Source organism: Flavobacterium sp. AG291 (genome assembly GCF_003350375.1).
In the GTDB taxonomy this organism is placed as follows: Bacteria; Bacteroidota; Bacteroidia; order Flavobacteriales; family Flavobacteriaceae; genus Flavobacterium; species Flavobacterium suzhouense.
Genome location: NZ_QQAR01000002.1, coordinates 243,138 through 256,125 on the forward strand (window position 1 = coordinate 243,138; position 12,988 = coordinate 256,125).

Annotated in this window: 13 protein-coding genes; 8 read left to right on the forward strand and 5 right to left on the reverse strand. The window is 36.5% G+C overall.

What is annotated here, in order from left to right; translation table 11 throughout:
• Nucleotides 1–150 precede the first annotated feature (150 nt).
• Complete coding sequence (locus DEU42_RS03110) at nucleotides 151–645, reverse strand: metallophosphoesterase family protein (protein WP_114756811.1); 495 nt, start codon at nucleotides 643–645, stop codon at nucleotides 151–153.
• Nucleotides 646–802: 157 nt separating this feature from the next.
• Here DEU42_RS03110 and truA point away from each other — a divergent pair, with 157 nt between their 5' ends.
• The 5 genes from truA to DEU42_RS03135 all read left to right on the forward strand — a co-directional run bounded on the left by truA (nucleotide 803) and on the right by DEU42_RS03135 (nucleotide 6,423).
• Nucleotides 803–1,537: a tRNA pseudouridine(38-40) synthase TruA gene (truA, locus tag DEU42_RS03115; RefSeq protein ID WP_114756812.1), complete on the forward strand. Its 735-nt coding sequence runs from the start codon at nucleotides 803–805 to the stop codon at nucleotides 1,535–1,537.
• A gap of 9 nt (nucleotides 1,538–1,546) precedes the next feature.
• On the forward strand, nucleotides 1,547–3,301 hold the full coding sequence (locus tag DEU42_RS03120; RefSeq protein WP_114756813.1) for an ABC transporter ATP-binding protein: 1,755 nt from the start codon (nucleotides 1,547–1,549) through the stop codon (nucleotides 3,299–3,301).
• A gap of 192 nt (nucleotides 3,302–3,493) precedes the next feature.
• On the forward strand, nucleotides 3,494–4,882 hold the full coding sequence (lpdA, locus tag DEU42_RS03125; protein ID WP_114756814.1) for a dihydrolipoyl dehydrogenase: 1,389 nt from the start codon (nucleotides 3,494–3,496) through the stop codon (nucleotides 4,880–4,882).
• 130 nt (nucleotides 4,883–5,012) lie between these two features.
• Nucleotides 5,013–5,540, forward strand: coding sequence for a nuclear transport factor 2 family protein (locus DEU42_RS03130; RefSeq protein WP_114756815.1), 528 nt, complete (start codon nucleotides 5,013–5,015; stop codon nucleotides 5,538–5,540).
• Between the two features lie 190 nt (nucleotides 5,541–5,730).
• Nucleotides 5,731–6,423, forward strand: coding sequence for an OmpW/AlkL family protein (locus DEU42_RS03135; RefSeq protein WP_114756816.1), 693 nt, complete (start codon nucleotides 5,731–5,733; stop codon nucleotides 6,421–6,423).
• Nucleotides 6,424–6,469: 46 nt separating this feature from the next.
• Here the strand turns inward: DEU42_RS03135 and DEU42_RS03140 are convergent, their stop codons facing one another.
• Nucleotides 6,470–7,597 (reverse strand): cysteine desulfurase family protein, encoded by a 1,128-nt coding sequence (locus DEU42_RS03140; RefSeq protein WP_114756817.1) that lies wholly within the window; start codon nucleotides 7,595–7,597, stop codon nucleotides 6,470–6,472.
• 110 nt (nucleotides 7,598–7,707) lie between these two features.
• Between DEU42_RS03140 and DEU42_RS03145 the strand changes: the two genes are divergently transcribed.
• Nucleotides 7,708–8,694 (forward strand): hypothetical protein, encoded by a 987-nt coding sequence (locus tag DEU42_RS03145; RefSeq protein ID WP_114756818.1) that lies wholly within the window; start codon nucleotides 7,708–7,710, stop codon nucleotides 8,692–8,694.
• 481 nt (nucleotides 8,695–9,175) lie between these two features.
• Here DEU42_RS03145 and DEU42_RS03155 read toward each other — a convergent pair whose 3' ends face one another.
• Nucleotides 9,176–9,442, reverse strand: a complete 267-nt coding sequence (locus tag DEU42_RS03155; protein WP_114756820.1) for a hypothetical protein — start codon at nucleotides 9,440–9,442, stop codon at nucleotides 9,176–9,178.
• A gap of 113 nt (nucleotides 9,443–9,555) precedes the next feature.
• Nucleotides 9,556–9,810, reverse strand: coding sequence for a hypothetical protein (locus DEU42_RS03160; protein WP_114756821.1), 255 nt, complete (start codon nucleotides 9,808–9,810; stop codon nucleotides 9,556–9,558).
• Nucleotides 9,811–9,952: 142 nt separating this feature from the next.
• Here DEU42_RS03160 and DEU42_RS03165 point away from each other — a divergent pair, with 142 nt between their 5' ends.
• Together DEU42_RS03165 and DEU42_RS03170 are read left to right on the forward strand one after the other, a co-directional pair.
• Entirely contained in the window at nucleotides 9,953–11,299 is a 1,347-nt protein-coding gene (locus tag DEU42_RS03165; RefSeq protein ID WP_114756822.1) for a DEAD/DEAH box helicase, read from the forward strand.
• 152 nt (nucleotides 11,300–11,451) lie between these two features.
• Nucleotides 11,452–11,781, forward strand: coding sequence for a YegP family protein (locus DEU42_RS03170; RefSeq protein ID WP_114756823.1), 330 nt, complete (start codon nucleotides 11,452–11,454; stop codon nucleotides 11,779–11,781).
• 59 nt (nucleotides 11,782–11,840) lie between these two features.
• Here the strand turns inward: DEU42_RS03170 and DEU42_RS03175 are convergent, their stop codons facing one another.
• Nucleotides 11,841–12,947 carry a lactonase family protein gene (locus DEU42_RS03175; RefSeq protein WP_233506605.1) on the reverse strand — a complete coding sequence of 369 codons (1,107 nt, stop codon included), beginning with the start codon at nucleotides 12,945–12,947 and terminating at the stop codon, nucleotides 11,841–11,843.
• Between the last annotated feature and the right edge of the window lie 41 nt (nucleotides 12,948–12,988).

Genomic DNA, 12,988 nt, shown 5'->3' on the forward strand with positions numbered 1-12,988 from the left:
AAAAAATCCGGATAGTATCCGGATTTTTTGTTTTTATGCTTTATCCATTTCTTCATTAGTGCTTAGAAAAGACGATGTAATACAAGCGCTTAAAAATTGGAGTGAAGCTCAATCTGAAAATCTGAAATCTGAAATCTGAAATCATAAATACTACCTTTTCCCAATCTCTATCACTTCAAGATTCTGAATTTTATCCCCATCAATTTCAAAGCGCAGCATAGTCCGTACCTGGTGGAATCCGCTCACTCCTGCCGCTCCGGGATTCATGTGCAATAATCCCAGTTTTTGATCAAACTGTACTTTTAATATATGTGAATGTCCGCAAATAAAGAGCTTCGGTGGATTAGCATTGATTTCATCCCTCACTGCCTGATTGTATTTTCCGTGATAACCACCAATATGTGTAATCCAGACATCGACACCTTCGCACATAAAACGATTGTTCAATGGGAATTCCAAACGAGCTTCATTACTATCAATGTTACCATACACTGCTCTTAAGGGCTTCTCTTTTTTCAGGGCATCGGTAACAGACAGATCTCCTATATCCCCTGCATGCCAAACTTCATCGGCCTGGCGTACATATTTAAGTATTGTTTCGTCTATATGACTGTGGGTATCGCTAAGAAGGAGGATCTTTTTCATTTTTGAGTTACAAAGTTTCAGAATTACAAAGTTGCAAAGTTTTATTCAGGCTGCAAAACACCTTTACGGAAACACTGCTACTTTGTGACTTTGCTACTAAAACTTTACAACTTTCGACTTTCTAACTTTATAACTTAATAATTATCTTTGCATCCTCATGAGATACTTTATAGAATTTGCATATAACGGTAAAAACTACTGCGGATGGCAGTTTCAGCCACACAGTCCCTCTGTACAGGAAACACTCAATAGAGCACTATCAACATTACTTAAAACAGAGATAGATGTAGTAGGTGCCGGACGTACCGATACCGGGGTTCATGCAAAACAAATGTTTGCCCATTTTGATCATGAAGAAATCGTTGACACGGCACAGTTAGTCAAACGATTAAATTCATTTCTTCCCGCTGATATCGTGGTATACAGGTTTATTCCACTGCATAACGACGCCCATGCCCGTTTTGATGCTACCCGACGCACATATGAATACCATATACATACTTTTAAAGATGCTTTTGATCATGAAGGCAGCTGGTATAATTTTCATAAACTCGATGTTGAAAAGATGAATGAAGCGGCGCAGCTTCTTTTCAATTATACAGACTTTAAATGCTTCTCGAAAACGCATACCGATGTAAAGACATTCAATTGCGATATTATGGAAGCCCGCTGGGAGCAACACAGCAATAAGCTTGTGTTTACGGTTAGTGCCGATCGTTTTTTGCGAAATATGGTACGTGCCATTGTGGGGACACTCGTAAATGTTGGTCTTGGTAAAATAAGCCTTAATGACGTAGCTACCATTATAGAAAGCCGTGACAGAAATCGGGCGGGATTTTCAGTTCCAGCACATGGATTATATCTTACTAAGGTAATTTATCCCTATCTTTAGGCCATTATTATGAAAACCAAAAAATCGTCATCATTCAAAAAGGTTATGCAATATGCAAAACCTTACAAGTCCCGTTTTATATGGGTTATATTATTCTCAATATTCCTTTCAATATTTGCTGCAGCCAGACCCTACCTGCTAAAGCAGACCGTAGATGCTTACCTTATACCTAAGGATGCTTCAGGACTACTATTTTATGTGGTGCTGATGGCAATAGTGCTTATGCTTGAGGTAATATCACAATTTTACTTCGTATATCTGGCAAACTGGCTTGGGCAAGATATCGTAAAAGATATCCGTGAAAAACTTTTCGCACACATCAACAGCTTCAGGATGAAATTCTTTGACAACGAAGCTGTAGGCCGACTGGTTACACGTACCGTTTTTGATATCGAATCCATTTCAAAGATTTTCAGTCAGGGATTATTCATGATCGTGAGTGACCTTCTTAAAATGATTGTTATCCTTGGATTTATGTTCTATATGAACTGGAAACTGAGCATTGTCGTGTTACTTGCAATGCCGTTACTTGTATATGCAACCCGTATTTTCCAGAAAAAGATGAAAGGCGCATTTGAAGAAGTACGTACACAGGTAGCCAACCTAAATACTTTCATACAGGAACGTGTTACAGGTATGCGTATCGTTCAGCTGTTTAACCGTGAGGATATCGAATACGAGAAATTCAAGGAGATAAACAAAAAGCATAATGATGCCTGGCAAAAAAACATCCTTTACAACTCCATCTTCTTCCCTGTTGCCGATACCATTTCTTCTTTAACACTGGGGATGGTAATATGGTATGCAGGTTTCAATATCCTAAACGGAGATACCATAACACAACCGGGAGATATGTTTGCCTACATTATGTATATAGGCATGCTCTTCAACCCGCTTAGACAGATCGCTGATAAATTCAACGAGATGCAGATGGGTATAATTGCTTCGGACAGGGTGTTTGAATTACTTGAAATGGAAGAACTTGTACAGACAACGGGAACTCAGGTAGCAAGCCACTTTAAAGGTGAAATTGAATTTAGAAAAGTACACTTCAGCTATATTGAGAACGAAGAAGTGATAAAAGGTATCAGCCTTAAGATTGACGCCGGCAGCACCATTGCAATCGTAGGATCTACCGGAGCGGGTAAATCAACTATTATTAACCTGCTCAACCGTTTCTATGAAATAAGTAGTGGTAAGATTACGATTGATGGCACTGACATCAATGAATTTACCCTTGAAAGCCTTAGAAAACAGATTGGTATTGTATTACAGGATGTTTTCCTTTTTGCTGATACTATCCTGAACAATATTACGCTGAATGATCCATCTATAAGCCGAGAAACTGTTATCAATGCCGCGAAAGAGATTGGCGTACATGATTTCATTATGAGTTTGCCGGAAGGGTATGATTATAACGTAAAAGAGCGTGGAGTAATGCTTTCATCAGGACAGCGACAGCTTATTGCTTTTCTTCGTGTATTGGTAAGTAACCCGAGTATATTGATATTAGACGAAGCAACATCTTCTATCGACACCTATTCAGAAGAGCTGATACAAAACGCTACAGACAAAATTACCGAAGGCAGAACCTCAATTATCATTGCCCACCGGCTCGCTACTGTAGTAAATGCTGATAAAATTATCTTGATGGATAAAGGCCTTATCGTGGAAGCAGGATCACATTACGAACTGATAAACCGCGCAGAAGGTTATTACAAAAATCTTTATTATTCGCAGTTTGTAGCTGAAGAGGAGGCTTAGCCAGTAGTGTTCAGTGTTCAGTGTTCAGTCGCACCTGAATAATGTTATACAAGTTCGACCCTGAAAGGGTCAAATATAATAGCCGGGTGTCAAACACTCGGGAGTATGAGCAATCAAATATTGAAACATTTTAGAATAACCAAATAAATACTTACTTTCGTAGGCACAAATTAATACAGAAATTATACACTGATGAAATACGATGTTATTGTTTTAGGAAGTGGTCCTGGCGGATATGTAGCCGCAATCAGGGCAGCACAATTAGGATTCAAAACTGCAATTGTGGAAAAAGAAAACCTTGGCGGTATCTGCCTTAACTGGGGCTGTATCCCAACTAAAGCACTTTTAAAAAGTGCACAGGTTTTTGATTACCTGAAACACGCTTCAGACTACGGTCTTACCGTAAACGAATTTGACAAAGACTTTGGTGCTGTAGTACAACGCAGCCGTGGCGTAGCCGACGGTATGAGCAAAGGTATTCAGTTCCTTATGAAAAAAAATAAAATTGATGTTATTGAAGGTGCTGGTAAACTTAAGCCTGGTAAAAAACTTGATGTAATAGCAAAAGACGGTGCTACTACCGAATACAGCGCAGACCATATCATCATCGCTACAGGTGCACGTTCACGTGAACTTCCAAACCTTCCTCAGGATGGTAAAAAAGTTATCGGGTACCGTCAGGCAATGACGCTTCCTGAGCAGCCTAAATCTATGATCGTTGTAGGTTCAGGTGCTATCGGAGTTGAGTTTGCTCACTTCTACAACTCAATGGGCACTAAAGTAACTATCGTTGAGTTTATGCCAAACATCGTTCCTGTAGAGGATGAAGAGGTATCAAAACAATTTGAGCGTTCGCTTAAAAAATCGGGTATCGATATCATGACTAACTCTTCTGTTGAGAAAGTTGATACTTCAGGTTCAGGAGTTAAAGCTACTGTAAAAACAGCTAAAGGCGAAGAGATCCTTGAAGCAGATATCCTTCTTTCTGCTGTAGGCATCAAATCTAACATCGAAAACATAGGTCTTGAAGAAGTAGGTATTGCTACTGACAGAGATAAAGTATTGGTTAACGCTTACTACCAAACAAACATACCGGGTTACTACGCTATTGGTGATATCGTACCGGGTCAGGCATTGGCACACGTTGCTTCTGCTGAAGGTATTCTTTGTGTTGAGAAAATCGCAGGTCTTCACGTAGAACCTCTTGATTACGGAAATATCCCTGGATGCACTTATGCTACTCCTGAGATCGCTTCTGTAGGTCTTACTGAAAAAGCAGCTAAAGAAAAAGGTTACGAGATAAAAGTTGGTAAATTCCCATTCTCAGCTTCAGGTAAAGCAAAAGCTGCGGGTACTCCTGACGGTTTCGTAAAAGTAATCTTTGATGCTAAATACGGCGAATGGTTAGGTTGCCACATGATTGGTGCCGGAGTTACTGATATGATCGCTGAAGCTGTTGTTGCAAGAAAACTAGAAACTACAGGTCATGAAATCATTAAATCGGTTCACCCTCACCCTACTATGAGTGAGGCTATCATGGAAGCTGCTGCGGCTGCTTACGATGAAGTGATCCATTTATAGTGTTCAGTTTACAGTCACAGTTAGCAGTAATGCGACTGTCTAAATAATAAAAATCCGCTTTGAGTTTTCAGGGCGGATTTTTATTTAAAAAACAATTCCATATTTTAGCCTTCTAAACTTAGCTAAACCCATGAAAAAAATTATTACACTAATCCTACTTGCATTTTCTCTGTCGGCTGCTATCGGTTGTAAAAACGATAAAGCTTCTGTGCAAACCGAATCTTCATATCCGGAAACAGAAAAAAATGCAATATTTGCTGTCGCTGATAAATTCCATACAGCTTTTAAAACTAAAAAGTCCCAGGATATAAAAGCACTTATCGTTGAAAACGGCTTTTATATGGGTACTGATCCGGAAGAAGTTTTCAACCCTACGGCTTTTGAAAAATACCTTTTAGAAAAACTTACCAACCCTGCTATTGGAACTATTGATTACAAAATTGACAGACGTGAAGTTAACATTGCTGAAAACGGACAATCTGCTGTTTTGGTAGATCAGTTTACTCCAATCGCTTTTACACAATACATCCCGTGGCGAATGACATCACATCTGATAAAAAAAGATGGTTTATGGAAATTTGATTTCATTTCACTATCAATGACTCCTAAAAATGATGTATTACCTGCCGTTAACATGGCTGCGTTTCAGGAGCAATAAAATAAAATACTTAGAAATAAAGATCCGTGAATAATCCTCACGGATTTTTTATTTACAGTATAAAGCAGTTTTTAAATAAAAATCTTAAAACTATATTTAAAGCAAAAAGTAGTTCTCAAACCATGACTTATATCAGGATTCACGGGGTTTATCTAACATACATTTGAAGTGTAATTCAAAACACACACAAATGAAAAAGTTGATATTATCTGCAATTGCATTATCATTATTAAGCATCACAACTGCATCAGCACAAACCGAAAAAGAAGACCTTTCAAACGACTACAGCAAATGGCAAATACGCCTTCGTGGGTTGGCTGTAGTACCTGATGAAAATGCTTCTATAGGCACTATAGGAGGAAACTCTTCTATATCGTCTACCTTTATCCCTGAACTTGACTTTACCTATTTCTTTACTAAAAATTTCGCTGCCGAACTTATTCTTGGTACTTCAAAACATGATGTTAGCACAACAGGTTCGGATATCTCTGCCGTTGGGGGTCCGACAAAAGCGAATGTAGACCTTGGCAGCGTGCGCTTACTGCCACCTACCCTAACCTTCCAATACCACTTTTATCCATTAGCCGATAAGGATTTTAAACCTTATGTTGGCGCCGGTATCAATTATACCATATTTTATGATGTAAAACCTGGGAACACCGTAAAAGGAGTGGAATATGACAACGCATTAGGCTATGCTTTTCAGTTAGGTTTTGATTATATGATAAATGACAAGTTCTTTTTTAATATGGACGCTAAAAAACTATTCCTTAATACGGATGTAAAAGTAGATGCTTCAAATCTTGCAGCAGGACTGAGTATTCCGGCCGACGTGGACATCGACCCGTGGTTACTTGGTTTTGGTTTTGGTATGAAGTTCTAATCCAGTCAGTTTATTTGTAGAAAAAGCCACCTTGAGGTGGCTTTTGTTATAGTGTCTTTAATGCTGCAATCAGTAAATCAATATCTTCTTTGGTATTAAAATGGCTAAAAGAAATTCGGAGTGATGGTTTCTTTACATCTTCGTCAGATAATATTTCTTTAAGTACATGCGATGGCTTAACGCTCCCCGACTGGCAGGCACTACCGCGAGATACGGCAATACCCTGCATATCTAAATGAAATAATATCATAGATGTCTTATCATTTGATAAAGGAAGCATCACATTAATAATATTGTAAAAAAGATTTTCATTTTGTCCATTGATTTTGTATCCCGGAAAACATTTATCGAGTTGAGTGATAAAATAGGATTTTAAATCACTTATGTGAGTCTTGTCATTTTCAAGATTAGCATAAGATAATTCTAATGCCTTCGCCATCCCTCCTATTTGGTGAACAGCTTCGGTTCCGGCACGGAAACCTTTTTCCTGTTCTCCTCCATAAATCATGGGTTTTAAAATAGTATTCTTTCTCACAAAGGCAAATCCAACGCCTTTAGGCCCATGAAATTTGTGGGCACTGGCAACCATAAAATCAACAGGAAGCTCCCTCAAGTTAAGTGCTGTTTTACCCATTGACTGAACTGTATCGCTATGGAAGTAAGCTCCGTACTGCTTACAAATACGTCCTGTTCTTTCAAGATCCAGAACAGTACCGGTTTCGTTATTTACATGAATTAGGCTAACCAAAGTAGGTAAATCCTCAGAAAGCAACTGAACCAGATGTGTTAGGTCTACACTTCCATCCTGCAACAGATTAACGTAATCAACCTTTATTTCATATTGCTTTCCGGCTTCCTCAACAGCATTTAAAACGGAATGATGCTCAATTTTACTACTGATGATACGCTTAACACCTAAGTCTTTTACAGCGCTAAAAACAATCCAGTTATTGGCTTCTGTACCGCACGAAGTGAATATAATTTCCCTTGCTTCAGCATTAATCAATCCGGCAATTGTTTTACGGGAAGTTTCTACAATTACTTTAGCACTACGGCCAATAGCATGTGTAGAAGAAGGGTTTCCATAATTTTCTGTAAGTATATGCGTTACTTCCTGTATTACTTCATAACGTAAAGCAGTAGTAGAGGCATTATCAAGGTATACTTTTTTCATTGCTGCAAAATTACAGAAAAAAACGCTCGCCGTTTTTATTTTACCATTCGTACTTATAAAACATTTCCGAAACTGATTAAAAACACTATTTTTGTTTAAAATACTCTTATATGAAAAAGATTTTTTGCCTGGTTGCTACTCTTATACTTATTGCCGGTTGCGACGATGGCGACATGGGATACAAAACATTTGATTTTACTGATGTTGATCCTGTTTCTTGCACTAATAATGTTGACGATGTATCTGCCACCACTGAAACCTATTATAAAATAACCGGTACAGAAGGTCTCATACTTATTATTGCTAAAGGAACTCTTATAAATGCAACTAACCCAGACCCTAATACAGGAGAAAATCTACCAAGAATAATAACTCTTGGAACTGCAAACACACTTACTTATTACGATTTTGTTAGCAAACCTACCGGCACGCTTTGTACAAAATCAGACATACCTGCTGCCAAAGAAAATGGGATTTGGACTGGACAAGGAACATTATCAGTCCTTACGCTTCCTAATATTGATAAAGACACTGGTAAACTATTAGGCTACAGACACACAATTACACTTGAAAATATTTCGTTTAATCAGGGTGATGAAAAAATTACCATAGTTAACAGCGAATTTGGTGATATAGATAAAGATTTTGATTTTGATTTCGATTTTATACAAGAGGGTACTGACGTACCTAATGTAGAGTCATGTACCAATAATAGCAAACTTATTTATACACGTAAAGCAGAAAGAACACTTTCGCTTGATCTTGCGAATTTTGATACTCTTTTTGATAACGAAGTAGAGACAGATACAATTGAACTAGAGGGAAATACAGAGGATATAGTATTATTTAATATTTATAAAAGCACCGCTACTTCAGCTAATATATGTAATCAGGGATCTCAGGTACCTTCTTTGCCAATTCAGAAGTGGCAAATGATTGGAGGGCAAGTTCTAATTACCACAACTGAAACAGGTGGCTTATATAACCACGACATCTATTTGAAGGATGCTGTATTCAGAAATAATCTGGGTGATGTATTCTTACTCAATGATATTATAGAAGTACCTGATAGCGGATACTATTTTGGTCGATATTAAAAATAAACCCCGGCAAAAGCTGGGGTTTATTTTTTTTCTCTCTTCTTTGAAAAGCTATTATTAACAAAGAAAATAAAGGTTTTATTTTTTCTTTGCCTGAAAAACTCCCAGTTTATAATAACTCCAACAATACAAATTGCCATAAGTACTAAAAGCAATGATACATAAATAATATCATTAACGCTGTCGATATCGTCAATCTTAAGTACAAAAAAATATAATGATACTATAAATACAATTATAGATAATATTAGTGAAAATAATTTCATCCCCCTCTTACTTTAAAAAATAGTGTAGTTTTATTGCAAACAGAATCGTTTTTAAGATGAATTATTTTATAAGCTCATATTCACTGTTACAAATCAATAACTTGTAAACATCCCTCCATATTGCCTCAACTCCAACAAAAATAAGGAATTTAACGAACAACAGTGCCTTTTTTATTTTAAATATTGCTCTAGCAAAGTTTAAAATTCAGCTATTATAATTCATTAATCTTTGGTTTAAAAAAATTCACATAGAAGAATTTTTCTGGATCAATACCTGATTCTACAAATTTTGCATTGACAACTTTTCCCTTCTCTGATGTTGGCAAAACGTCAAGAAACAGCAATAACTCGTTTATATTATTAAACTTAAAACTTAGCTTAGAATTAAGTGAATATTCTGTTATACTGAACTCAACATTTTTATTGTCAATACCTGCTACATGAAATGCATCTGTAATGAGATTTAATTTATCTTTCATGATTATGATTTTTAAATATCATAGTAATAAGTATAGGATACAAAAAAAGCTCCGGGCACTACTACGAAGCTTTTTTCACAACATTTATAAAAGTAAAGTAAATGAGATATTAATTATAATTTCTCATTCTTTAAAATTTGGACTTTCCCAATAGGTATGTCGCCTGATGTATCTTTTAAAAGCAATACTCCTAACACATTAAGCGGTATGTCAACAGATTCTTCAGAATGTCTTATTTCATCAAGAATATGTTCAAAATCTACAGCATTAAGTACAAGAGAATCACCTTGGTCAATTTTCTTTGCAAAAAGATAACTTCTGATTGTTGCAATTGAAATATGGTCTCCTATGATTACGAATTCTGACATGGCTTTTATTTATTTAGCTAATTTAAAAAGCCCAAAATTAAATTTTGAAAAGGTTTTGTTAATTTATATATGCTTGCCTACAAAATATAATGACCAATCCTTCTCTTTAAAATAACTATCTTTGCATAAAATATAGCATTACATGGCCACATTTCACGACCTTGATCTCCCAAAAGCATTACAAAAAGCCATAGACGAACTTGGCTTTACAAACCCAACTCCTATTCAGGAGAGGGCAATGCCTGTTATACTTTCCGGACGTGATATGATGGGTATTGCGCAAACTGGTACAGGAAAAACATTTGCTTACCTGCTGCCAATACTTAAACAATGGAAGTTCGCCAACGTACATGTACCACGCGTAGTAATAGTAGTACCTACACGCGAGCTTGTTGTACAGGTAGTTGAAGAAGTTGAAAAACTTACAGCTTATATGTCGGTCAGAACACTAGGTGTTTATGGTGGTGTTAATATCAATACCCAAAAAACTAAAGTGTATGAAGGTGTAGATATCCTTGTTGGTACTCCCGGTAGGATGATGGACCTTGCGCTTGACAACGTTGTACGTTTTGATGAAGTGAAAAAACTGGTTATTGATGAGTTTGACGAGATACTGAATCTTGGCTTTCGCTTCCAAATTACCTCAATCCTCTCAATGATGAAAACAAAAAGGCAGAATATCCTGTTTTCGGCAACTATGACCGATGATGTTGATGATATGCTTAATGATTTCTTCGATTTTCCTGAAGAGGTTTCATTAGCTGCCAGCGGTACACCGTTAGAAAAAATAACCCAATTAGGCTACCGTGTACCAAACTTCCTTACTAAAATAAACCTACTGAAGGAACTTCTAAAAAATGAAGATTTAAGTCGAATCCTTGTTTTTGTAAACAACAAAAAAACAGCCGACCTTGTTATGGATTCTCTTGAAGAAGAATACCAGGGTGAGTTTGGAGTTATTCATTCCAATAAATCACAAAACTACAGGCTAAATACAATGGCTTCTTTCCAGCAAGGGGACATTAGAGGTATAGTAACCACAGACGTTATGGCCCGTGGACTAGATATATCAGACATCAGCCATGTAATTAATATGGAGTTTCCCGAAGTTCCTGAACAATACATTCACCGTATTGGACGTACAGGACGTGCCGATAAAACCGGAACAGCGATAAGCTTTATTGCTCCATCGGAAGAAGACATCGAAGTGGAAGCAGAAGTATTAATGGAAAAAGAGGTGAAATTTCTTGAACTGCCTGAAGGACTTGAAATAGCCGAACGTCGACTTGATTTTGAGAAAGACAAAAAGAAGATGAAAATCCTGCTTAAGAAACCAAAGCAGGAAAGTGCCGGTGCCTTTCATGATAAGAAAGATAAAAATAAAAAAGTTAACCTTGGTGGTCCGGGTAAAACCAAGCCAAGAAAAACCGCTCCCCGCAACCGTGCTGTTGAAGCTAAACGAGCTGCAAAAAAGAAAAAAGGAAAATAGAATATTTTATAGACGCTTTATTGAGCGTCTTTTTTTTATTTCTAAAACCTACAGATCAATTGTTTTCATGATTTCTTTCACCTCCTAAAGAGCTATTTTTATAACTTTACAAATACCAGTAGATCTTTATTAATAAAACTAGATTTTAAATTATGGGAAAATTTGTGATTTCTAAAAGGAAAAACGGTGAGTATCAGTTTAACCTTAAAGCCGGTAATGGCCAGATAATTCTTGGCAGTGAAGGCTACACAACAAAATCGTCTTGTGAAAACGGCATTGAATCTGTAAAGAAAAATGCACCAATTGACGAGAGATACGACAGAAAAGAATCTTCTAATGGAAAGCCGTATTTTAACCTTAAAGCTACAAACGGCCAAATTATTGGTTCGAGCGAGATGTATGAAAGTATAGCATCAAGAGAAAACGGCATTGAATCTGTCAAGAAAAATGCACCGGACGCATCGGTTGAAGATGAATCTTAAAATATAAACAAAAAGGCGATGCTGTGCATCGCCTTTTTATATGATAAAGAAATTCTTTTCTATTTATTCGCTGTAAACTTAAGACAAACCGGAGAACAAACATCTATCTTCTTTCCGGTTTCAGTAAGCATACCCGTTATTTTATCTCTTTTAAAAATTATTATGTTGTGCGTATACTGATGCGCTACTAATAAATAATTATCTGTTGGATCAATTACGAAATTACGCGGACCTTCTCCTCCTGTTGTAATCTGCTGAACCTGATTGATCATTCCGTTTGAATGCACTTTAAAAACAGTAATAGTATTAGCATCTCCTCTGTTTGTCGCATACAGATATTTGCCATCTTTAGAGAAGCTGATATGGGCAGCACTATTAAAATCGGTACAATCCTTAGCATATAACGAAAGCTCCTGGATAAGCTGAGGCTTTTCGTAACTATAACTATATACACCTATCGTAGCAGAAAGCTCATTTATAACATAAAAGAATATCCCATTCGGGTTAAAGACTAAATGTCTTGGTCCACTGCCCGGTTTAACATAAATGGATTCTTTAAAAGTTAAAGTATTAGCTCCGCCATCAGGGTTATAACTATATATGTATATTTTATCTTCACCCAGATCATTAGAGAAAATATATTTTTTATCAGGAGAAAAATATACCATATGTACATGTGCCTTTTCCTGACGATCTTTGTTTATACTGCTTCCTGTATGTCGAATAACCTGCTTGGCATCGGTAAGTGCACCGTCATTTTTCTTTCCAAAAACAGCAATACTACCTCCTGAATAATTAGCTACAATTACATTTTTATCATCATTAATAATATAGCATGGGTCTGCTCCTTCTGAATCTTTTTTATTCAAATATTGAAGCTTTCCTGTAGCAGGATTATATTTGAAAGAAGTTACATCACTTTTTGTACCATCTTCGTTTACTGAGTAAATAACATTATTTGATTTATTTACTGTAAAATAACTAGGGTTTACAACTCCTTCCGTACTATTCTTTTCTTTGAACGAAAGGGTATTTACATTAAAATCATATACATAAAGACCTTTACTTTCGCAGGCATTAGTATAAGTACCAACTATCAGGTTATAATTATCCTGTGAAAAAGCAGTCATGCTAAAAAGTAACAACAGTAATCCGGTTATTCTCATCCTAATTTATTTATACAGAACAAAAGTAAAGTATTTAAATA